We start from the raw sequence: 19,974 nt of genomic DNA on the forward strand, positions 1-19,974 counted from the left end.
CATCAATCGTCATCCACCGGAAATTCGCTCAGCATCCAGTCGCGAAAAGCGCGGATCTTCGGCACATGCCGGCGGGTTTCGAGGTAGACCAGCCAGTAGTCGCGCCCGTCGTTGCAGGTCAGGGAAAAGGGCTGGTAGAGCCTGCCGCTTTCCACCTCTTCCTGAAAATGCTGCGGGTTGAGAATGGCAACCCCCTGGCCGGCGATCGCCATGCCGGCATCGAAGGACTGTGTGCCGAGTTCGTTGGGCGGATAGCGTTTGAGATTGGCATCCTTCACCCCTGCAGCCTCAAACCATTGCTCCCACCAGACATCGCCGGCGCTGATGATCGAGAGCTTCAGGAGATCGGCCGGCTCGCGGATGCCGCCGACCTTTTCAGCGAGTTTCGGGCTCAGCATCGGCGTGAAATCCATGCGCATGATGCGATGGGCCTTCAAACCGGGCCAGAGCCCTCGGCCGTAGCGAATGGCGACATCGGCCTGGGTGCTCGCAAAATCATTGACGACCGGCGATGTCGAAAGCCTGACAGCGATGTTGGGATGGCGAAGCTGAAAGGAGCCGAGATAACGCGTCAGCCACTGCTGCGCGAAGGTGGCGGTCGAATCGATATGCAGCATCTGGCCGGTTTCGTCGCTGACCGAAGCCAAGGCCTCCGCCAGAATGGAAAAGCCTTGAGCCACCTTCGGCTGCAGCCGCTCGCCGGCTTCCGTCAATGAAATCTGCCGCGGGCGGCGCAGAAACAGTGGCTCCCCGACATGGTCTTCCAGAAGCTTGATCTGATAGCTCACGGCCGTCTGCGTCATGCCAAGCTCGTCGCCGGCCTTGGTAAAGCTCATCAGCCGCGCGGCTGCCTCGAAGACACGCAGCGCATTGAGCGGCATCTGTCGCGACAGTTTCATGGATAAGTTCTCTTGATGTATCGCCTGTGAAGTTCGATTGGAACTTGAGCACGTTTGGAGGCAAGCTGCAACTCAGGTTCTCCACCATTCAGAGGTGTTGTCATGACACTCCAAGCATTTGAAAAATATCAGTCAATCGAACCTTCATGGTTCGCGCGCCTTTTGCGAGGTGTAACGCAAATGTTTGACAGAGAACGCTCCGTAACCGGCGCGCTCGATCTCGAAGTCACCTCGGATCACATCAAGAGAGACCTGGGCTTCCTTGATGGACGGGAGCCGCTTCAGGAGTGGGATTTGACGCGGTAGGCGCTGATTGCGGTCACGATTTCCGCTGTTGTCAGCGCTGCGATCACCGCCGGCCGTTTGTCCGGCACGGCGGTGCCGCCGACGGGGAGCGTGAGCCGAGAAAGCTCCGTCTCGCCCAAATCTTCCTTCTTTGCCCAGCTTGAAAATGTCGCCCGTTTCGTCTTCGAGCCGATCATGCCGACATAGGCGAGGTCGTCGCGGGCCAGTGCCTCCTTGGCAATCAGGAAGTCGAGCGCATGGTCATGGGTGACGATAGTGACAGCGCCACCCGGCGCGACGTCCTTCACCATGGCTTCCGGCATGGCGACCAGCCGGTGGAACGCGCCTGCAGAAAGCTGGGCGAGTTCGGTTTCCCGCGTTTCCACGGCATAGGTCTTGAACGGCAGCAGAAGCAGCGCTTCGGCCAGCGCGCGACCGACATGGCCGGCACCGAATATCCAGACTTCCGGAAAGTCGTTTCGCCGCTCATCGATCAGTCGCAGCAGATCGGCGCGGGCGGCATCGTCGCACAAGCGAAAGCCGAGGATGACACGGCCGCCGCAGCATTGGCCGATCTCCGGCCCAAGCGGGATATCCATGGTCAGGGTGTCGCTGATGCCGGCGAGTAGGGCGCGGGCATTGTCGATCGCCATATGCTCCATCTGGCCGCCACCGATCGTGCCATGCAGGTCGGTCGGGGAGACCAGCATGATTGCCCCCACCTCCCGCGGCGTCGATCCGCGCGTTTCAAGGATCTCGACGATGACGAGCTTGAACTCGCGGTCGAGGAATGCGTCCAAGCTCTGGGCTGCGAAGTTCATCGCCTTCGCTCGTCAGGCCTTGTTGCCGGCGCGCAGCCGTTCGACGGCCATCAGCACCCGTTCCGGTGTCGCCGGAGCATCAAGGCGCGGGCACTCGCGATAGCCTGCAACGCTGGCGACTGCCATGGAAAGCGCCTCCAGCACCGAGATCGGCAGCATGAAGGGCGGCTCGCCCACGGCCTTTGAGCGGCCGATGGTCAGCTCGGCATTTTCGGACCATTCGGCAAGCTTGACGTTGAAGATTTTTGGCCTGTCGGAGGCCAGAGGGATCTTGTAGGTCGATGGCGCGTGCGTGCGCAGCCTGCCCTTGGCATCCCACCAGAGCTCTTCGGTCGTCAGCCAGCCCATGCCCTGCACGAAGGCGCCTTCGATCTGGCCGATATCGATCGCCGGGTTCAGCGACTTGCCGACATCATGAAGCACGTCGACGCGGTCGACCATGTATTCGCCGGTCAGCGTATCGATGGAGACTTCGGAGACCGATGCGCCATAGGCGAAGTAATAAAACGGCGTGCCGCGGCCGGTGTTGCGGTCCCAGTGGATTTTCGGCGTCTTGTAGAAGCCCGCCGCCGAGAGCTGCACCCGGGCGAAATAGGCCTGCTTGATGAAATCCGGGAAGGGCACGCGCTCATCGCCGATCTTCACATGGTTTGGCACGAAGCTGATGTTTTCCGGTGCCGTTTGCCAGCGTTCGGCGGCGAAAGCGACGAGACGTTCCTTGATCTGGCGCGCAGCGTCATAGGCCGCCATGCCATTGAGATCGGAGCCGGAGGAGGCGGCGGTGGCGGATGTGTTCGGCACCTTGCCGGTTGTGGTCGCGGTGATCTTCACATGGGAGATATCGACCTGGAAACTGTCCGCCAGAACCTGCGCGACCTTGGTATAGAGCCCCTGGCCCATTTCCGTGCCGCCATGGTTCAGGTGGATCGAGCCATCCTGATAGACATGGACAAGGGCGCCCGCCTGGTTGAACGCGGTCATGGTGAAGGAGATGCCGAATTTCACCGGCGTCAGCGCGATGCCCTTGCGGATGACACGGCTGGTTTTGTTGAACTCGATGATCGCCTGCCGCCGGGCCTGGTAATCGGTGCTTGCCTCCAGTTCGGAGACGACGCGGTGGATGACGTTGTCCACCACCTGCTGGTGATAGGGCGTGATGTCCCGCCCTGAATCCTTCTCGCCGTAAAAATTCAGCTTGCGGATTTCGAGCGGATCCTTGCCGAGCGCATAGGCGATTTCCTCGATGATGCGCTCGCCGCCGACCATGCCTTGTGGGCCGCCGAAGCCGCGATAGGCGGTGTTGGAGACGGTATGGGTCTTCAGCGGCTGCGAGGTGAGCTTCACATGCGGATAGAAATAGGAACTATCGGCATGGAAGAGGGCGCGGTCCGTCACCGGGCCGGAAAGGTCGGAGGAATAGCCGCAGCGGGCGGCGTAATTGGCGTTCACGGCATGGATGCGGCCGTCTTCATCGAAACCGACGTCGTAATCGACAAGGAAGTCGTGGCGCTTGCCGGTCGCGGCCATGTCCTCGTCGCGGTCGGGGCGGAATTTCACCGGGCGATGCAGCTTCTTGGCGGCGACGGCGGCGAGTGCTGCGAACTGGTTGCCCTGCGTTTCCTTGCCGCCGAAGCCGCCGCCCATGCGGCGCACCTGCACGGTCACGGCATTGGAGGGAACGCCCAGTACATGGCCGACCATATGCTGCACTTCGCTCGGATGCTGGGTGGAGGACCATACGGTGATTTCGTCGTCTTCGCCGGGAATGGCAAAGGCGATATGGCTTTCGAGATAGAAATGCTCCTGCCCGCCGATGCGCATCCGGCCCTTGAGGCGACGGGGGCTATTTTCCAGCTCGGCCTCTGCCTCGCCACGCGACAGCGTCAGCGGCTTTGTCACCAGTTCGCCGCCGTTTTCAAGCGCGTCGAGAATGTCGGTTGCGTGCGGCAGGTCGTTATAGACGATCTTCGCCTTCCGGGCGGCGCGGCGGGCGATATCGCGGGTTTCGGCGATCACGGCGAAGGCCGGCTGGCCGTGGAACTGCACCTTGCCATCCGCCAGCACCGGCTCGTCATCGAGATGGCTGGGGCTGATATCATTGCTGTGCGGCATGTCGCGGGCGGTGAGCACGCAGACGACGCCGGGCGTAGCCTCGACCTCGGAGAGATCCATGGAAACGATCTCGGCATGGGCGCGATCCGTCATGCCGAGCGCACCATGGAGAGTGCCGGCGGGTTCCGGGATGTCGTCGATATAGTCGGCGGTGCCGGAAACATGCTTGTGGGCGCTGTCATGGCGCAGGTTCGCATGCATGCCGCCGGAGATGACCTTGCGCTCCTCGAAGGTAGATTGATCCATTAGAGCGTTCTCCATTCGGAAATATCGCGGCGGGCGGCATCACCCCCCTCTGCCCTGTCGGGCATCTCCCCCTCAAGGGTGGAGATCGGCTGGGGGATGCCTCTTGCTCCCAATCTCCCTCCTTGAGGGGGAGATGTCACGAAGTGACAGAGGGGGGTGATGCCGCAAATTCCAAACAAACCTTCCATCACACCACCTCGAACCGCTTAAGTTCGGAAACTTCTCCCGATGTCTCCAGGAAAAATCGTGTGAAGAGGTTCTTCGCCGTCAGCATGCGGTAGGCGGCCGTGGCGCGCCAGTCGGTGAGCGGCTGGTAATCCTGCTCAAGGGCAAGCTGCGCTGCCCTGATGGTTTCCTCGCTCCAGACGTGCCCGACAAGCGCAGCCTCCGCAGCCGTAGCCCGCTTCGGCGTTCCCGCCATGCCGCCGAAGGCGATGCGGGCTTCTCTCACAACGTTGTCGCCATCGAGCGTGATCCGGAAGGCGGCGCAGAGGGCGGAGATATCCTCATCCCGCCGCTTGGTGATCTTGTAGACGGCGAAATGATCGGACGCCGGCAACGCGGGTACGAAGATGCTTTCGACGAATTCGCCGGGTTTGCGATCCTGCCGGCCATATTCGATGAAATAGTCTTCGAGCGGCACCGTTCGCTGCCCGGCTATCGAGCGCAGCGTCACCGTAGCGCCAAGGGCAATCAGCGGCGGCGGGCTGTCGCCGATCGGCGAGCCGTTGGCGATGTTGCCGCCGATCGTGCCCATGTTGCGCACCTGATCGCCGCCGATGCGGTTGATCAGGCCGCCGAGCGCCGGATAGTGGCGGGCAAGCGTTTCAAATGCAGCCGTATAACTAACGCCGGCGCCGATGGTGATGCCATCCGCGTTTTCGGAGATCGTTTGCAGCGTTTCCAGCCCGTTGATAAAGACCACCGGATTGATCGGCCGCATCTGCTTGGTGACCCAGAGGCCGACATCGGTCGAGCCGGCGACGATGGTCGCCTTGGGCGAGCGTTCCATGATCTCGGCCAGGGCCGCTGTCGTGCCGGGCACAAGGAGCTGTGCCTCTTCCGGACCGACGACGATGGTCGCGTCCGTTCTCAGGGTCTTCAGGCGCGAACGGATATCGTCCCGCACCTTAAGGATCGGATCGAAGACTGCATCGGGGCGGGCTCGGGCAACGGCTTCGGCAGCCTTCACGATCGGCTCGTAGCCCGTGCATCGACAGAGATTGCCTTGCAGCGCCTTTTCGATATCGGCGCGGCCCGGATTATCCTTCGAAAGCCAGAGGCCATAGAGGGACATGATGAAGCCCGGCGTGCAGAAACCGCATTGCGAGCCATGATAATCCACCATCGCCTGCTGCACCGGATGCAGCGTGCCATCCTTCGCCGCCAGGTGCTCCACGGTGACGATATGGGTCGCGTTCAGCGAGCCGACGAATCGGATACAGGCGTTGACGCCTTCATAGACGAGATCATCGCCAGAGAGCCTGCCGACCAGCACCGTGCAGGCGCCGCAGTCACCTTCCGCGCAGCCTTCCTTCGTGCCGGTCAGCCGCCGCTCGAGGCGCAGGAAATCCAGAAGCGTCGCCGTGGGCGAAAGGTCAGAAAGCGCAACGTCGCGATCGTTGAGAATGAAGCGAATGCTGCCGGCCGTTGTCGTCATCTTGTCTCTTCTTATCATTTCGACACTTGAGACTACGCGCAAAAGCGCCGATGTGACAATTGCGTTTTGCACTGCAGGAGCCAGATTTCGCGGGTTCTGAGTGTGCGGACGGATTTGCGTTTTATTTTCGTTTGACATTCGTTTTGCCGTTGTATTGAAGTTTTTAAAAGGTCGCGCCGGGAGGAAACGAGCGCGCCGCAGAGAGGGAGGCCACCATGGGTTATGTGCTTGCGATCGACCAGGGCACGACGTCGAGCCGCGCGATCGTCTTCAATGGCGAGCAGAAGGTGGTCGGCACCGGCCAGCGCGAGTTCCGCCAGTATTTCCCGAAATCCGGCTGGGTCGAACACGATCCGGAAGAGATCTGGGATACGGTGGTTTCGACCATTCACGAGGCAATCCGCAACGCCGGACTTGTCGCCTCCGACATCTCTGCCATCGGCATCACCAACCAGCGTGAAACCGTCGTCGTCTGGGACCGCAAGACCGGCAAGCCGATCTACAATGCCATCGTCTGGCAGGACCGCCGCACGGCATCCTTTTGCGAAACACTGAAACGGCAGGATTTCGAGAAGACGGTGGTGAAGAAGACCGGCCTGCTGCTCGATCCCTACTTCTCCGGCACGAAGGTCTCGTGGCTGCTCGCAAATGTCGAGGGCGCACAGGCACGCGCGGACGAGGGCGACCTTTGCTTCGGCACCATCGATACCTTCCTGATCTGGCTGCTGACAGGCGGAAAATCTTTCGTCACAGATGCCACCAATGCTTCTCGTACCCTGATGTTCAATATCGCTGAGAATGTGTGGGACGACTATCTTCTGAAAATGCTGGAAGTGCCGCGCAGCATGCTGCCGGAAGTTCTGGATTGCGCCGCCGACTTCGGCGTGACCGACCCGGAGATCGTCGGCGCGGCGATCCCCATTCTCGGCGTTGCCGGCGACCAGCAGGCGGCGACAATCGGTCAGGCCTGCTTTGAGCCGGGCATGCTGAAATCCACCTACGGTACCGGCTGCTTCGCCCTGCTCAATACCGGGCAGGACATGGTTCGCTCGAAGAACCGGCTGCTCACCACCATCGCCTATCGCCTCGACGGCAAGACCACCTATGCGCTGGAAGGCTCGATCTTCATCGCCGGTGCCGCCGTGCAATGGCTGCGTGATGGGCTGAAGATCGTCAACGCCGCCTATGAGACCGGCCCCATGGCCAAGGATGCCGATCCGCAGCAGGATGTTTATCTAGTTCCCGCCTTCACCGGCCTCGGCGCTCCCCATTGGGACCCGGATGCCCGCGGCGCGATCTTCGGGCTCACCCGCAACACAGGCCCGAACGAGATTGCCCGCGCTGCGCTCGAAGCCGTCTGCTACCAGACCCGCGATCTTCTGGAAGCCATGCGCAAGGACTGGTCGAACGATGACACCCAGACCGTTCTGCGCGTCGATGGCGGCATGGTTGCTTCTGATTGGACGATGCAGCGCCTCTCCGACCTGCTCGACGCTCCCGTCGACCGTCCCGTCATTCTTGAAACGACCGCTCTGGGCGTCGCCTGGCTCGCCGGGAGCCGCGCCGGGGTCTGGCCCGATCAGGCCGGCTTTGCTGCGACTTGGGCGAGAGACCGCCGCTTCGAGCCGGATATGGACGACAAGACCCGCAAGGCGAAGATATCGGGCTGGAACGATGCGGTGCGGCGCACGCTGAGCGCTTGAACGACATTGCCGGCAGCGCTCCATTGTAGTAATGTTTCTACAATGGAGGTGCTTGCAATGGTCACGATCATCTCAAGTCGCGAATTCAATCAGGATACCAGCCGCGCCAAGAAGGCGGCGGAAGATGGTCCGGTGTTCATCACGCACCGCGGCGAGCCGGCGCATGTGCTGCTTTCCATTGACGATTATCGTCGGCTGACGGCCAAGAAATCTACAATTGCCGAACTGCTGGCCATGCCGGACGCCGCGGCAATCGATTTCGAGGTGCCGAGGATGGGCGACGATCTGGGGCTGAAAATCCCCGACCTTTCGTAGCGCCCCGGATGTATATCCTCGATACGAATGTCGTTTCCGAGCTGCGCAAGGCCGGCAACGGTCTGTGTCATCCGTCGGTTCTGACCTGGGCAGAGTCCGTGCAGGCCGATCTGCTGTTTCTATCGGCGATTTCCGTGATGGAGCTGGAAATCGGCTACCTGCTGCTTGCCCGCCGTGATGTCCGGCAGGCAGCGATCATCAGGACATGGATTGCCGACCATGTGCTTGTCGCCTTCAAGGACCGCATTCTTGCCTTCGATCACGAAACCGCCCGCCGCTGCGCCGCAGTCCATGTGCCGGACCGGCGATCCGATCGGGATGCCATGATTGCCGCGACTGCCTTGCAACGGGATTTCGTGATCGTTACCCACAATATCAGAGATTTTGCCGTCACCGGAGCGCGGCTGCTCAATCCCTGGAACGATTGATCCAAAAACAGAAACAGTTCGTTCTCGCTTTTTCGCTGGGATTTCGATCGGCGGCTGCCTAACTATCGCTTTGAAATGGCGTGTTTTGATCCGCCTCCCGTTGCTAGGAAAATCCATGGAACTTGGTCTCTACACATTTGCGGATGTTCACCCCGAGGCACCGAACGGGCGCGGGGTGGAAGGTGAAGAGCGTATTCGGCACCTTATTGAGGAAATCGAGCTTGCCGATCAGGTGGGGCTCGATGTCTTCGGGCTCGGCGAGCATCATCGCCCGGATTATGCGGCGTCTGCGCCTGCCGTCATCCTGGCTGCTGCGGCCGCGAAGACAAAAAATATTCGGCTGACGAGCGCGGTGACGGTGCTTTCTTCCGATGATCCGGTGCGGGTGTTCCAGCAATATGCGACGCTGGACCTCATTTCGAACGGCCGGGCCGAGATCATGGCAGGGCGCGGCTCCTTCATCGAATCCTTCCCGCTCTTCGGTTACAACCTCGAAGACTACGACGATCTTTATTCTGAAAAGCTCGACTTGCTGCTCGCCATTCGCGATCAGGAGGTTGTGACATGGAACGGAAACATGCGCCCGCCGATCAATGGACGCGGCGTTTATCCGCGACCCTTGCAAAAGGAGATGCCCATCTGGATCGCCGTCGGTGGCACGCCGCAGTCGGTCGCGCGCGCGGGCGCGCTGGGATTGCCGGTGGCGCTTGCCATCATCGGTGGCGAGCCGGCGCGTTATGCGCCGCTTTTCGAGCTTTATCGCGAAGCTGCCCGCCGGGCGGGACAAGATCCTGCAAAGCTGAAAACCAGCATCAATGTGCATGGTTTCATCGCGGATACGACCGAGCAGGCGGCCGATCAGTTTTACGGCCCACAGGCGGAGGTGATGAACCGCATCGGCCGCGAACGTGGCTGGGGGCCGACCAACCGGGCGCATTTCAACCAGTCGATCGGACCGAACGGCAATCTCTTTCTCGGTGATCCCGAAACCGTCGCGGAAAAGATCATCCGCCATCAGCGCATCTTCAAGAATGACCGTTTCCTCCTGCAGATGGCGATCGGCTTGATGCCGCATGACCAGATCATGCGCGGTATCGAGCTTTACGGCACGAAGGTTGCGCCGATTGTTCGCGAGGCAATAGGCAGTGGGCAATAGGCAGTAGTCGGCACACTCGAATTCTTGCGTGGCTTTCAATCGCTATTGCCTAATGCCTAACGTCTACTGTCTTCCATCAAGGGGCTTTATCCAGGGCTCCCGGCGCGTTACATACGCCGCGAAAGCGAGACGACATGACCCTGAACAATGATGAAGATCTGGAGCGGTTGAAGGAAATCGGCCGCATCTGTGCCCGTGCTGTCCAGTTGATGGGCGCATCGCTCGAACCCGGCATGACCACCGCTGAGCTCGATGCGATTGGGCGTCGTTTCCTTGAAGGTGAGGGCGCCCGTTCGGCGCCGGAGCTGTCCTATAATTTTCCGGGCGCCACCTGCATTTCGGTCAATGAGGAAGTTGCCCACGGCATTCCCGGCCCGCGGGTAATTGCTGCCGGGGATCTCGTCAACATCGACGTTTCCGCCGAAAAGAACGGCTTCTTCTCCGATACCGGCGCCTCCTTTGCCGTGCCGCCGGTCAAGACGCAGATCGAAAAACTCTGCCGGGATGGCAAGCGAGCCATGTGGGTGGGGCTGAACGAGGTGCGCTCCGGCCGGTCGCTGGCGGCCATCGGCAATGCCATCGGCAGTTTTGCCAAGAAGAACCGCTATACGCTGATCACCAATCTTGCGAGCCACGGCGTTGGCCGCTCGCTGCATGAGGAGCCCGGCGAGATCGCCACCTGGCCGGACAAACGCGAAAAGCGCCGCATGGAAGAGGGCATGGTCTTTACCGTCGAGCCCTTCCTGTCAATCGGCGCCCATTGGGCCGAAAGCGGCGATGACGACTGGACGCTCTATAGCGAGCCACGCGCCCCGACCGTGCAGTACGAACACACCGTCGTCGTTACCCGCAACGGGCCCTTGGTGCTGACGCTGCCGGATTGATCGCCGGATCATTCGCGGCATTGATCGATCGCTCAAATTTTGTCGTTTGTTGTGGCTTTGCTGCGGTGCGATAAAACGGCATGACTGTTGCGCATTCCTCCGCGGGCATGGCCCGCACGGCAGCTGCCGGGGCCATTGCTATGGCGATCGCCATGGGTTTCGGCCGCTTCGCCTATACCCCGATCCTGCCCGGCATGATGGCCGGGCTCGGCCTTTCGCCCTCCGATGCCGGGCTGATCGCCTCGGCGAATTTTGTCGGTTATCTCGTGGGCGCCGTCCTTGCCGGGCTTGGCTGGGCAACGGGCCGGGAGCGATCGATCGGTCTTGGGGCGTTGCTGTCGACAGCCTTGCTTCTCCTCGCGATGGGCACAACCGAAAGCATCGCAAGCTTCATCGTCATCCGCTTCCTTGCGGGTGTCGCAAGCGCCTTCACCATGATTTTCCTCTCGTCGATCGTGCTTGGCCGGGCGGCGCGGATACACAATCCGCATGTGCAGGCCGTGCATTTCGGCGGTGTGGGTCTCGGTATCGCGGCATCCTCCCTGATGATCTTCCTGCTGGCCGGTGTAGATGTGGCGGGCTTTGCGAGCTGGCGGCTGGATTGGCTTGGCAGCGCGCTGATCGCTTTCATCGGTGCCATCGCCGTGTGGCTTATGCTGGAGGGTGAGACGACGAGCGCCACTCCGGTTCATGAGCCGCCGATTGTCTGGAACCGGCCGCTTGTAGTGATGACATTGACTTACGGCCTCTTCGGCTTCGGCTATGTGATCACCGCCACCTTTCTTGTCGCCATGGCGCGGGAAGGGGCGGCGGATAGCACGGTCGAATTTCTTGCGTGGTTTCTGACCGGTCTTTCGGCGGCGATCTCGATCTATCTCTGGGGCAAGCTGGTGCGGTTTGTCGGCCTTGTCGGCGTTTATCTCGGCGGCCTGCTGGTCGAGGCCATCGGCCTGGTGCTTGCCGTCAGCCTGCCGCTGCCGGCGGCCCCGCTGGTTGGCGGCGTGCTGCTGGGGCTGACCTTTCTGATGGTGACGGCGTTCGGACTGCAGATCGGCCGGCTGCTTGCGCCGAAAAGTCCGCGCAAGGCTCTGGCCTTCATGACCGCCGCCTTTGGCGTCGGCCAGATCATCGGGCCGATTGTCGCCGGCCGGCTTGCGGAAGGCGGCGGCTATACCTTGCCGACATTGATTGCGGCCTCCGTGCTGCTTTTGTGCGTGGTGATGGTTGCGGTGGAGGCGCGGCGGATTTCCGAGGCGATGACGGCTTCGTCGGGCGGCAAATAAGCTCCCGATTAAATAACCGTAACGTTCCGCTGATGTGATTGGCAGGGAAAGGCTTTTGCCCTAGTTTCCCGTGTCGAGAAGGCGGGTGCTTTGCCCGTCGCCAGCGAAAGTACCAGCACCTTGTTCGTATCCTTTTTCCCCAAGCCGAAGCTGTTCTTCCCTTCCGTTGTCATATGGACCCTGCTTGCGGTTCTCGTCTGGTATGGCGGCGGCCGTGACTTCGGCGCCTTGATCGGCTTGCCGCCCTTGCCGGAGGGCCAGGAGCCAGTGATTGGCGTTTCGGTCTTCTGGTCCGCACCGTTCCTCTGGTTCTATATCTACTACATCCTGATGGCCGGGCTCTTTTCCGCTTTCTGGTTCACATACAGCCCGCATCGCTGGCAGGGCTGGTCGGTGCTCGGCTCGGCACTGATCGTCTTCAACACCTATTTCTCGGTTCAGGTCAGCGTGGCGATCAACGCCTGGTATGGTCCGTTCTACGATATGATCCAGAGGGCATTGGCCCGGCAGGAGCCCATACCCACAGCCGCCGATCTTTATTGGGGCATGACAGGGTTTGCTGGGATCGCCTTTGTCGCCATCACCGTCGGGGTGCTGAACCTGTTCTTCGTCAGCCACTACATCTTTCGCTGGCGCACGGCGATGAACGATTTCTATATGTCGCACTGGCCGAAGCTGCGTCATATCGAAGGCGCTTCCCAGCGTGTTCAGGAAGATACGATGCGCTTCTCCTCGACCGTGGAAAGCCTCGGCGTCAATCTGGTCAGCTCGATCATGACGCTGATCGCGTTTCTGCCGGTCCTGTTCAAGTTTTCCGGTACAGTTACGGAACTACCGCTCATCGGCACGGTGCCGCACGCGCTTGTCTGGGCGGCGATCTGCTGGTCGCTGTTTGGAACGGTGTTCCTGGCAATGGTCGGTATCAAGCTGCCGGGGCTGGAATTCCGCAACCAGCGGGTTGAAGCGGCCTATCGTAAGGAACTCGTCTACGGCGAAGACCACGAGGACCGGGCAGACCCGATCACCGTGGCGCAGCTGTTCGCAAACGTGCGGCGCAACTATTTTCGCCTCTATTTCCACTACATGTATTTCAACGTCGCCCGCATCTTCTATCTACAGGCCGACAATCTCTTCGGCACCTTTGTCCTCGTGCCTTCGATCGTGGCGGGCAAGCTGACACTTGGCGTTATGAGCCAGATCCAGAACGTCTTCGGGCAGGTGCGGGAATCGTTTCAGTATCTCGTCAACTCATGGACAACGATTGTGGAACTGTTGTCGATCTACAAACGTCTACGTGCGTTTGAAGCGGCGATCTATGACGAGCCGCTGCCGGATATCGAGCAACGTTATCTGGAGCGGGAAGACACGGACGGCGAGATCCAGGCCGCAAAGCCCTGACATTCAAACTGTTAGAAGGCGGAGCGATCCGCCTTCTTTTCGTTGGCGAGCCTTGCCAGTGCTTCCGTATAGCTGACGCAGGCGACTTCCGGCTTTGAGCAGGTTTCGGTCAGGAACCTATCGAGCGCGCGCCAATAGGCGCCGCCGTTCATCTCGACAAAGTGGAAGCCGAGCTGCAGCGGAATGCGGCCGCCATTGTATTGGGCGTTGAACGCATTGCGATAGGCTTCCAGCGCGCGGGCCTCGAAGGTTGCGCTGTCCTTCCTGTTTTCGACGCCCATGGAATGACGCACGAACAGATTGTAGTCCATGCCGATGACGCGGCGCTTCTGCGGGCCTTCCGGGATCAGCGGCAGGCCGAAGCGCGACATTCCTTCCTGCGTGGCGGGCATGCCCGGTCCCTTGGTGACGAGGCTCGCGTCGTAGCGGAAACCGGCATCCTTCAGTGCCGGCAGCAGGCCGTCGCTGGTCGAAAGATAGGGCGCGCGAAAACCCTTGATGTCGTGGGTGGCGAATTTATTCCAGCCTTCCGGCTTTTCGCTTTCGATGCCGGCGGCGGTCCAGGCATTCTGAAGCGCTGCGTCGAAAGCCTTGAACTCACGGCTCCAGTCGGCCTTGCTCCAGCTTTTGCCGTCAAAATGGCCGCAGGCATGGCTGCCGATATCATGGCCGGCGAGATGCGCCTGCCAGATATAGCGGACGCGCTGGGCAATCTCGTCCTGCGACTGCGCGAAGCCCACATTCGAGCGGCCAGCCGTGTGGCCCGCGGCCTGATAGCTGCGACCGCCGTCGGCCTTGGTCATCAGGAATGTGCAGGAGAGGAAATAGGTGAAGTGCGCGCCGGTGCGCCTGCCCATGTCGAGGCTCTTTTCCCAGAGCCTGTTGTCATGGGCGCCATCGAAAGAAACGATCACCATCTGCTCGCGCTTGGCCGCCCCTGCGTTCGCTGCCGGCGGCGCCACGGCGAAGGCTTGCCCCGGCGCAAAAGCGAGACAGAGGGCGAGGGGAGCGAGACGGGGCATGCGGGACATGGAGAAAGGCCTTGGAGAAAGCGGCGCGTGATCGCGCTGGAAAAGAGACGAGCTGCGATGCACTGCCGCAGGAATGCGGCAATCCTTTGATCGCGCTGGAAATTCGCCGCCATTGCCTTTATGCCCTTTGGCAGAAACCCCTTTCAGGACAGGTTGGACATGGCCATTCTCATTCTCGGCGTCGTGATTTTTCTCGGCATTCATCTGGTGCGCAGTTTTGCGCCCGGCCTTCGCGACACCGTGATTGCAAAGGGCGGCAAAGGCGCCTGGCACGCGATCCATGGCATCTGCGCGCTCCTCGGCCTCTGTCTCATCGCCTACGGTTTCGATGCTTCCCGCGCGACCACGGGCATGCTCTACAATCCGCCGAAATTCTTGAGCCACATCGCGCTGACGCTGATGATCTTCGCCTGCATCTGTCTGGTCGCGGCTTTCCTGCCGGCGGGCAAGATCAAGGCTGCAACGAAGCACCCGGCGGTTCTGGCCATCAAGATCTGGGCGCTGGCCCATCTTATTTCCAATGGCGAGACCAACTCCGTTTTGCTGTTCGGCACTTTTCTCGCCTGGGGTGTCATCCTCCGCATTTCTATGAAGCGTCGCTGGCGGGCCGGCGAGATCACGCACCCGGTTTTCGTCTCCTACGCCTATGATGCGATGGCCGTCGCTGGTGGTCTGATCGTCTACGGTTTGTTCGTTTGGCGTCTGCATGAACTGTTGATCGGCGTGCCGCCGATCGTCACGGGATAGGCCAATTCGACGATCCCCCCTTACAACCGCCGCAAAATCGGGTAGAAGGCGCAAAATCTTTCCGATCATCCAGTACGAGAAGGCCGGTTATCCGGAGCAGGAATGGCGAACCAAGACGACAGCTTCATCCGCGAGGTCAATGACGAACTACGCTCCGACCAGATGCGGGGCGTCTGGGCGCGTTTTGGCAACATCATCATCGGTATCGCCGTTCTGATCGTGCTCGCAACCATCGGCAAGGTTGGCTACGAATACTGGCGTGAAAGCTCGGCGTCGAAATCCGGCGACGAATTCCTGGCAGCGCTGACGCTTGCCAAGGAAAACAAGACCGATGAAGCCATAGCCGCCTTCAGCGCTCTGGAGAAGGACGGCTTCGGCTCCTATCCCGTGCTGGCGCGCATGCGTGCCGCCACATTGCAGGCGCAGAAGGGCGACAAGGCCGCCGCCGTTGCAGCCTTTTCGGATATCGCGAAGGATGGCAATGTCGATCCGGCTGTTCGCGATGCAGCGCGCGTGCGCGCAGCCTATCTCCTCGTCGATACCGGCACCTACGAGCAGGTTTCGGCCGAAGTCGAACAGCTCGCCGTTCCCGCGAACGGTCTTCGCCATTCGGCCCGCGAAGCACTCGGCCTTGCCGCTTACAAGGCAGGCGACATGGCCAAGGCCAAGGGCTGGTTTCAGCAGATCATCGACGACACCCAAAGCCCGCGTAATCTGGCAAACCGCGCCCAGATGCTGCTCGATCTGATCACTGCCAGCGGCAAGGCGTCCTGAACGGGCGCGTGACGAACAGGAATTTTCGATGAACTTCACCGTCGCCATCGTCGGTCGCCCCAATGTCGGCAAGTCCACGCTTTTCAACCGTCTGGTCGGAAAGAAGCTGGCGCTTGTCGATGATACGCCGGGCGTTACCCGCGACCGGCGTCCGGGAGACGCCAAGCTCATCGACCTGCGCTTCACCATCATCGATACGGCCGGTCTCGAGCAGTCCGGACCCGAAACGCTTCAGGGCCGCATGTGGATGCAGACCGAAGCCGCCATCGACGAAGCCGACCTGACGCTCTTCGTCGTCGATGCCAAATACGGTCTGACGCCGGCTGACGAGACGCTGGGTGAGATGCTACGCCGTCGTGGCAAGCCTGTCGTGCTGGTTGCCAACAAGTCCGAAGCCAAGGGGTCGGACGGCGGCTATTACGACGCCTTCACCCTGGGCCTTGGCGAGCCTGTCGCCATCTCCGCTGAACACGGTCAGGGCATGATCGATCTGCGTGACGCCATCGTTGCTGCGATCGGGGAAGACCGCGCCTTCCCGCCGCAAGTCGATGAAGCCGAGACCAATGTCGATGTTCGCGACGAGATGGGCGCCGAGGACGAGGATTTCGAGCCGGAATATGACGAGACCAAGCCGCTGCGCGTTGCGATCATCGGTCGCCCCAATGCCGGCAAGTCGACGCTGATCAACCGCTTCCTTGGCGAAGATCGCCTGCTGACCGGCCCGGAAGCCGGCATCACCCGCGACAGCATTTCCGTCGAATGGGAATGGCGCGGCCGCACCATCAAGATGTTCGACACCGCCGGCATGCGCAAGAAGGCGCGGGTACAGGAAAAGCTTGAAAAGCTTTCCGTCGCCGACAGCCTGCGCTCGATCCGCTTCGCCGAATCCGTCGTCATCGTCTTCGATGCGACCATCCCTTTCGAAAAGCAGGATTTGCAGCTCGTCGATCTCGTGATCCGCGAAGGCCGTGCCGCCATCCTCGCCTTTAACAAGTGGGATTTGGTCGAAGACCCGCAGGCGCTGCTTGCCGATCTGCGCGAAAAGACCGAGCGGCTTCTGCCGCAGGCGCGCGGCATCCGCGCCGTGCCGATTTCCGGCCAGACGGGCTACGGCCTCGACAAGCTGATGCAGTCGATCATCGATACCGACAAGGTCTGGAACCGCCGTATTTCCACAGCGCGGCTCAACCGCTGGCTCGATGGCACGCAGATCCAGCATCCGCCACCGGCCGTTTCCGGCCGTCGCCTGAAGTTGAAATACATGACGCAGGTGAAGGCCCGTCCGCCGGGCTTCATGATCAATTGCACGCGGCCTGACGCCGTGCCGGAAAGCTATATCCGTTATCTGACCAACGGCCTGCGCAACGATTTCGACATGCCGGGCGTACCGATCCGCATCCATCTGCGCGCGTCGGACAATCCGTTCGAAAACAAGAAAAAGAAGCGGTAATCAGCTTCTTTTCAGGCCGTCGGCAGCTTGTCGGCGGCAATCAGCGCACCATGATGCTGGATGACGGCCGCAGCCGCCTTGGTCGCAAATTCGGCGGCTGCCTTTGCATCCCTATTGACGGCATAACGGGCGAGAAACGCGCCGTTGAAACTGTCGCCGGCGCTGGTCGTATCGACGATTTTGTCGACAGCCTGGGACGGCACAAAGACCTCCGCTTTACCGGCGAAACTCAGCGTCACTCCCTTCGCCCCATCCTTGACGACGATATGCTCGACCCCGAGATTCCGATAGCGCGCGATCGTCGCTGCGATATCGGCGTCGCCGAAATAGGTTGCCTCGTCGTCGAAGCTCGGCATGACTAGGCTCGCCGCACGGGCGCCGTCGGAGATGGTGTCCAGCATGCGCTGGCGATCATCCCACAGGCGAGCGCGGATGTTCGGGTCGAAGACGACGAGTTTGCCCGCCGCCTTGGCGCGGCGCAGTTCCGAAAGCAGGGTCTCGACGGCATCCGGCGCGAGAATGGCAAGGGTGATGCCGGAAAAGACGATGATATCGGCGGTCTCGATTGCGCCGCGCAGATGATCGGCATCGTCGGCCAGCGTCTTTGCCGCCGAAACCGAACGCCAGTAGGAAAAGCTGCGTTCGCCGTCCTTCAGGTGGATCATGTAGAGGCCCGGTGAGCGGCCCTCGACGCGGCGGATGTGTCTCGTTCCAACGCCGGTTGTCTCGATGAAGGCGAGCATATCGTCGGAGACGGTATCGGTGCCGACGGCCGTCAGGTAATCGACGGACCAGTCAGCGGGCAGGAAGCGTCGGGCGTAATAGGCGGTGTTGAAGCTGTCGCCGGCGTAGCCTTTTCGCAAGAGATCGCCTTCGGCCTGCATGAGTTCCACCATACATTCGCCGATCGAAAGCAGTGTCCTTGCCATAAAGCCTCTCCTCCAAAGTCCCATTTTTCCGGATAGGGGGAAGCACGGCGGAAGGCAAGGCGTTTCGCGGAGGATTCGGTTCGGTTGATGGTCGCGCCGGTTCTATTCTTGCAATGCAATAAAAGCGTTCCGGCTGCCGTTTACTCCGCGGCATCACGGCGATACATCTTGCAATCATGTCCCTCCAGCCATGGAGTTTCCGATGGCGTCTCCCGTGAAGTCCAATCCCGATTGGTGGCGTGGTGCGGTGATCTATCAGGTCTATCCGCGATCTTTCCAGGATACGACGGGGGACGGGCTGGGCGACCTCAACGGCGTGACCGAGCGGTTGCCTTATATCTCCAGCCTTGGTGTCGATGCGATCTGGCTGTCGCCCTTCTTCACCTCGCCGATGGCCGACATGGGTTATGACGTCTCGGATTACTGCGATGTCGATCCGATCTTCGGCACGCTCAGGGATTTCGATGCGCTTATGAAAAAAGCGCATGATCTCGGCCTCAAGGTGATCATCGATCAGGTCATTTCCCACACATCCGACCAGCATCCCTGGTTCAAGGAAAGCCGCTCCAGCCGGACGAACGACAAGGCCGACTGGTATGTCTGGGCCGACCCGAAGCCGGACGGCACGGCGCCGAACAACTGGCTGTCGATTTTTGGCGGACCGGCCTGGGAGTGGGACGGTGTGCGCAAGCAATATTACATGCACAACTTCCTCGGCTCGCAGCCGGATCTGAATTTCCACAATCCGGATGTGCAGGACGCCCTCCTGAAGACCGTGCGTTTCTGGCTGGAGCGCGGCGTCGATGGTTTCCGGCTTGATACCGTCAACTTCTACTTCCACGACAAGGAACTGCGGGACAATCCTCCGCTTGTCCATGACGAGGATGCGATCGGTCTCGATGCGCCGGACGTGAACCCATACGGTATGCAGAACCATCTCTACGACAAGACCCAACCGGAAAATATCGGCTTCCTGCAGCGTTTTCGCGCTCTCCTGGACGAGTTCGGCGAACGCGCATCGGTCGGGGAAGTGGGCGACGGTGCACGCTCGCTAAAGACCGTCGCCGCATACACGAGCGGCGGCGACAAGCTGCATATGTGCTACACCTTCGATCTGTTGGGGCCGGATTTCACGGCAACCCATATCCGCCGATGCGTCACCGCGTTCCAGAATGCGGTGACGGATGGCTGGGTCTGCTGGGCCTTTTCCAACCACGACGTCACCCGCCATGTGAGCCGGTTTATCGAAAAGGACGATGAACGCGAACGTGTGGCCAAACTGGCGATCTCGGTGCTGGCGACATTGCGCGGTTCCATTTGCCTTTATCAAGGCGAGGAACTCTCCTTGCCGGAAGCCGATCTTGCCTTCGAAGATCTGCGCGATCCCTACGGCATCCGTTTCTGGCCTTCCTTCAAGGGCCGCGACGGATGCCGCACGCCGATGCCCTGGGAAGCAAAAGCCGAAAATGCCGGGTTCTCGAAGGTCAAACCTTGGCTGCCGGTGCCGGATGTTCACACGGCGCTCGCTGCCGATGTGCAGGAGAAAGCTGATGGTTCTGTCCTTGCGCATTACCGTGAGACGCTGGCGTTCCGAAAACAGCATCCGGCACTGCGCGACGGTTCGATGCGCTTTATCGAGACCAATCAGGATATCCTCGCCTTCACGCGGGAGAAGGACGGGGAGCGGCTGCTTTTCGTCTTCAATCTCCGCCGTGGCCCGCAAAGCGTTCAGTTGCCGAAGGATCTGAAGATCGCCGAAGTTCTGCCGATGCCGGGTTTTGAAGCGCGACTGGACGGCTGGGATATTGAGCTGGACGCGCTCGATGTTTTTTGCGGGAAGCTTCAGAATTAGC

The 19,974-nt window shown here is 60.8% G+C and carries 18 protein-coding genes; 12 read left to right on the forward strand and 6 right to left on the reverse strand.

Annotation, left to right across the window (positions count from 1 at the left end; genetic code table 11):
- Positions 1 to 2: 2 nt before the first annotated feature.
- Positions 3 to 899, reverse strand: coding sequence for a LysR substrate-binding domain-containing protein (locus BLX89_RS05615; RefSeq protein ID WP_245292758.1), 897 nt, complete (start codon positions 897 to 899; stop codon positions 3 to 5).
- A gap of 180 nt (positions 900 to 1,079) precedes the next feature.
- Between BLX89_RS05615 and BLX89_RS25315 the strand changes: the two genes are divergently transcribed.
- Positions 1,080 to 1,205 (forward strand): hypothetical protein, encoded by a 126-nt coding sequence (locus BLX89_RS25315; protein ID WP_280950561.1) that lies wholly within the window; start codon positions 1,080 to 1,082, stop codon positions 1,203 to 1,205.
- On the opposite strand, the gene xdhC is transcribed toward BLX89_RS25315, so the two are convergent.
- From xdhC to xdhA, 3 genes are all read right to left on the reverse strand, one after another.
- A complete protein-coding gene (xdhC, locus tag BLX89_RS05625; RefSeq protein WP_075289660.1) occupies positions 1,181 to 2,005 on the reverse strand; it encodes a xanthine dehydrogenase accessory protein XdhC in 825 nt (274 codons plus the stop codon). The genes BLX89_RS25315 and xdhC overlap by 25 nt on opposite strands.
- 12 nt (positions 2,006 to 2,017) lie before the next feature.
- Complete coding sequence (gene xdhB, locus BLX89_RS05630; protein WP_075289661.1) at positions 2,018 to 4,363, reverse strand: xanthine dehydrogenase molybdopterin binding subunit; 2,346 nt, start codon at positions 4,361 to 4,363, stop codon at positions 2,018 to 2,020.
- A gap of 187 nt (positions 4,364 to 4,550) precedes the next feature.
- Entirely contained in the window at positions 4,551 to 6,023 is a 1,473-nt protein-coding gene (gene xdhA, locus BLX89_RS05640; protein ID WP_075289663.1) for a xanthine dehydrogenase small subunit, read from the reverse strand.
- A gap of 215 nt (positions 6,024 to 6,238) precedes the next feature.
- Between xdhA and glpK the strand changes: the two genes are divergently transcribed.
- The 7 genes from glpK to bacA all read left to right on the forward strand — a co-directional run bounded on the left by glpK (position 6,239) and on the right by bacA (position 13,190).
- On the forward strand, positions 6,239 to 7,726 hold the full coding sequence (gene glpK, locus BLX89_RS05645) for a glycerol kinase GlpK (protein WP_075289664.1): 1,488 nt from the start codon (positions 6,239 to 6,241) through the stop codon (positions 7,724 to 7,726).
- 57 nt (positions 7,727 to 7,783) lie between these two features.
- A complete protein-coding gene (locus BLX89_RS05650) occupies positions 7,784 to 8,041 on the forward strand; it encodes a type II toxin-antitoxin system Phd/YefM family antitoxin (protein WP_075289665.1) in 258 nt (85 codons plus the stop codon).
- An 8-nt stretch (positions 8,042 to 8,049) separates the two neighbouring features.
- Positions 8,050 to 8,469 carry a type II toxin-antitoxin system VapC family toxin gene (locus BLX89_RS05655; RefSeq protein ID WP_075289666.1) on the forward strand — a complete coding sequence of 140 codons (420 nt, stop codon included), beginning with the start codon at positions 8,050 to 8,052 and terminating at the stop codon, positions 8,467 to 8,469.
- Between the two features lie 115 nt (positions 8,470 to 8,584).
- Entirely contained in the window at positions 8,585 to 9,625 is a 1,041-nt protein-coding gene (locus tag BLX89_RS05660) for an LLM class flavin-dependent oxidoreductase (protein WP_075289667.1), read from the forward strand.
- A 134-nt stretch (positions 9,626 to 9,759) separates the two neighbouring features.
- On the forward strand, positions 9,760 to 10,509 hold the full coding sequence (gene map, locus BLX89_RS05665; RefSeq protein ID WP_075289668.1) for a type I methionyl aminopeptidase: 750 nt from the start codon (positions 9,760 to 9,762) through the stop codon (positions 10,507 to 10,509).
- Between the two features lie 80 nt (positions 10,510 to 10,589).
- Positions 10,590 to 11,792, forward strand: coding sequence for a YbfB/YjiJ family MFS transporter (locus BLX89_RS05670; RefSeq protein ID WP_143523502.1), 1,203 nt, complete (start codon positions 10,590 to 10,592; stop codon positions 11,790 to 11,792).
- 120 nt (positions 11,793 to 11,912) lie between these two features.
- Positions 11,913 to 13,190 (forward strand): bacteroid development protein BacA, encoded by a 1,278-nt coding sequence (gene bacA, locus BLX89_RS05675; protein ID WP_075289852.1) that lies wholly within the window; start codon positions 11,913 to 11,915, stop codon positions 13,188 to 13,190.
- Between the two features lie 11 nt (positions 13,191 to 13,201).
- On the opposite strand, the gene BLX89_RS05680 is transcribed toward bacA, so the two are convergent.
- Positions 13,202 to 14,212, reverse strand: a complete 1,011-nt coding sequence (locus tag BLX89_RS05680; RefSeq protein WP_075289853.1) for a polysaccharide deacetylase family protein — start codon at positions 14,210 to 14,212, stop codon at positions 13,202 to 13,204.
- Positions 14,213 to 14,380: 168 nt separating this feature from the next.
- Here BLX89_RS05680 and BLX89_RS05685 point away from each other — a divergent pair, with 168 nt between their 5' ends.
- The 3 genes from BLX89_RS05685 (at position 14,381) to der (ending at position 17,192) form a co-directional block, all read left to right on the forward strand.
- Complete coding sequence (locus BLX89_RS05685; RefSeq protein WP_075289669.1) at positions 14,381 to 14,968, forward strand: NnrU family protein; 588 nt, start codon at positions 14,381 to 14,383, stop codon at positions 14,966 to 14,968.
- A 102-nt stretch (positions 14,969 to 15,070) separates the two neighbouring features.
- The gene (locus BLX89_RS05690; protein ID WP_075289670.1) at positions 15,071 to 15,742 is read left to right on the forward strand and encodes a tetratricopeptide repeat protein; all 672 of its coding nucleotides are present in this window, start codon (positions 15,071 to 15,073) and stop codon (positions 15,740 to 15,742) included.
- A 28-nt stretch (positions 15,743 to 15,770) separates the two neighbouring features.
- Positions 15,771 to 17,192 carry a ribosome biogenesis GTPase Der gene (gene der, locus BLX89_RS05695; protein ID WP_075289671.1) on the forward strand — a complete coding sequence of 474 codons (1,422 nt, stop codon included), beginning with the start codon at positions 15,771 to 15,773 and terminating at the stop codon, positions 17,190 to 17,192.
- 11 nt (positions 17,193 to 17,203) lie between these two features.
- On the opposite strand, the gene BLX89_RS05700 is transcribed toward der, so the two are convergent.
- Entirely contained in the window at positions 17,204 to 18,121 is a 918-nt protein-coding gene (locus BLX89_RS05700) for a sugar kinase (protein WP_075289672.1), read from the reverse strand.
- Between the two features lie 202 nt (positions 18,122 to 18,323).
- Between BLX89_RS05700 and bglA the strand changes: the two genes are divergently transcribed.
- Entirely contained in the window at positions 18,324 to 19,973 is a 1,650-nt protein-coding gene (gene bglA, locus BLX89_RS05705) for a beta-galactosidase BglA (protein WP_075289854.1), read from the forward strand.
- Position 19,974 lies beyond the last annotated feature (1 nt).

This window comes from Pararhizobium arenae, assembly GCF_001931685.1.
Lineage (GTDB): Bacteria > Pseudomonadota > Alphaproteobacteria > Rhizobiales > Rhizobiaceae > Pararhizobium > Pararhizobium arenae.

Coding starts and splice junctions, on each gene's coding strand:
- bglA (WP_075289854.1), top strand. CDS start 18,324: ATGGCGTCTCCCGTGAAGTCCAATCCCGATTGGTGGCGTGGTGCGGTG.
- BLX89_RS25315 (WP_280950561.1), top strand. CDS start 1,080: ATGTTTGACAGAGAACGCTCCGTAACCGGCGCGCTCGATCTCGAAGTC.
- BLX89_RS05655 (WP_075289666.1), top strand. CDS start 8,050: ATGTATATCCTCGATACGAATGTCGTTTCCGAGCTGCGCAAGGCCGGC.
- BLX89_RS05685 (WP_075289669.1), top strand. CDS start 14,381: ATGGCCATTCTCATTCTCGGCGTCGTGATTTTTCTCGGCATTCATCTG.
- BLX89_RS05680 (WP_075289853.1), bottom strand. CDS start 14,212: ATGCCCCGTCTCGCTCCCCTCGCCCTCTGTCTCGCTTTTGCGCCGGGG.
- xdhC (WP_075289660.1), bottom strand. CDS start 2,005: ATGAACTTCGCAGCCCAGAGCTTGGACGCATTCCTCGACCGCGAGTTC.
- BLX89_RS05690 (WP_075289670.1), top strand. CDS start 15,071: ATGGCGAACCAAGACGACAGCTTCATCCGCGAGGTCAATGACGAACTA.
- map (WP_075289668.1), top strand. CDS start 9,760: ATGACCCTGAACAATGATGAAGATCTGGAGCGGTTGAAGGAAATCGGC.
- BLX89_RS05670 (WP_143523502.1), top strand. CDS start 10,590: ATGACTGTTGCGCATTCCTCCGCGGGCATGGCCCGCACGGCAGCTGCC.
- BLX89_RS05615 (WP_245292758.1), bottom strand. CDS start 899: ATGAAACTGTCGCGACAGATGCCGCTCAATGCGCTGCGTGTCTTCGAG.
- xdhB (WP_075289661.1), bottom strand. CDS start 4,363: ATGGATCAATCTACCTTCGAGGAGCGCAAGGTCATCTCCGGCGGCATG.
- xdhA (WP_075289663.1), bottom strand. CDS start 6,023: ATGACGACAACGGCCGGCAGCATTCGCTTCATTCTCAACGATCGCGAC.
- BLX89_RS05660 (WP_075289667.1), top strand. CDS start 8,585: ATGGAACTTGGTCTCTACACATTTGCGGATGTTCACCCCGAGGCACCG.
- der (WP_075289671.1), top strand. CDS start 15,771: ATGAACTTCACCGTCGCCATCGTCGGTCGCCCCAATGTCGGCAAGTCC.
- BLX89_RS05700 (WP_075289672.1), bottom strand. CDS start 18,121: ATGGCAAGGACACTGCTTTCGATCGGCGAATGTATGGTGGAACTCATG.
- BLX89_RS05650 (WP_075289665.1), top strand. CDS start 7,784: ATGGTCACGATCATCTCAAGTCGCGAATTCAATCAGGATACCAGCCGC.
- glpK (WP_075289664.1), top strand. CDS start 6,239: ATGGGTTATGTGCTTGCGATCGACCAGGGCACGACGTCGAGCCGCGCG.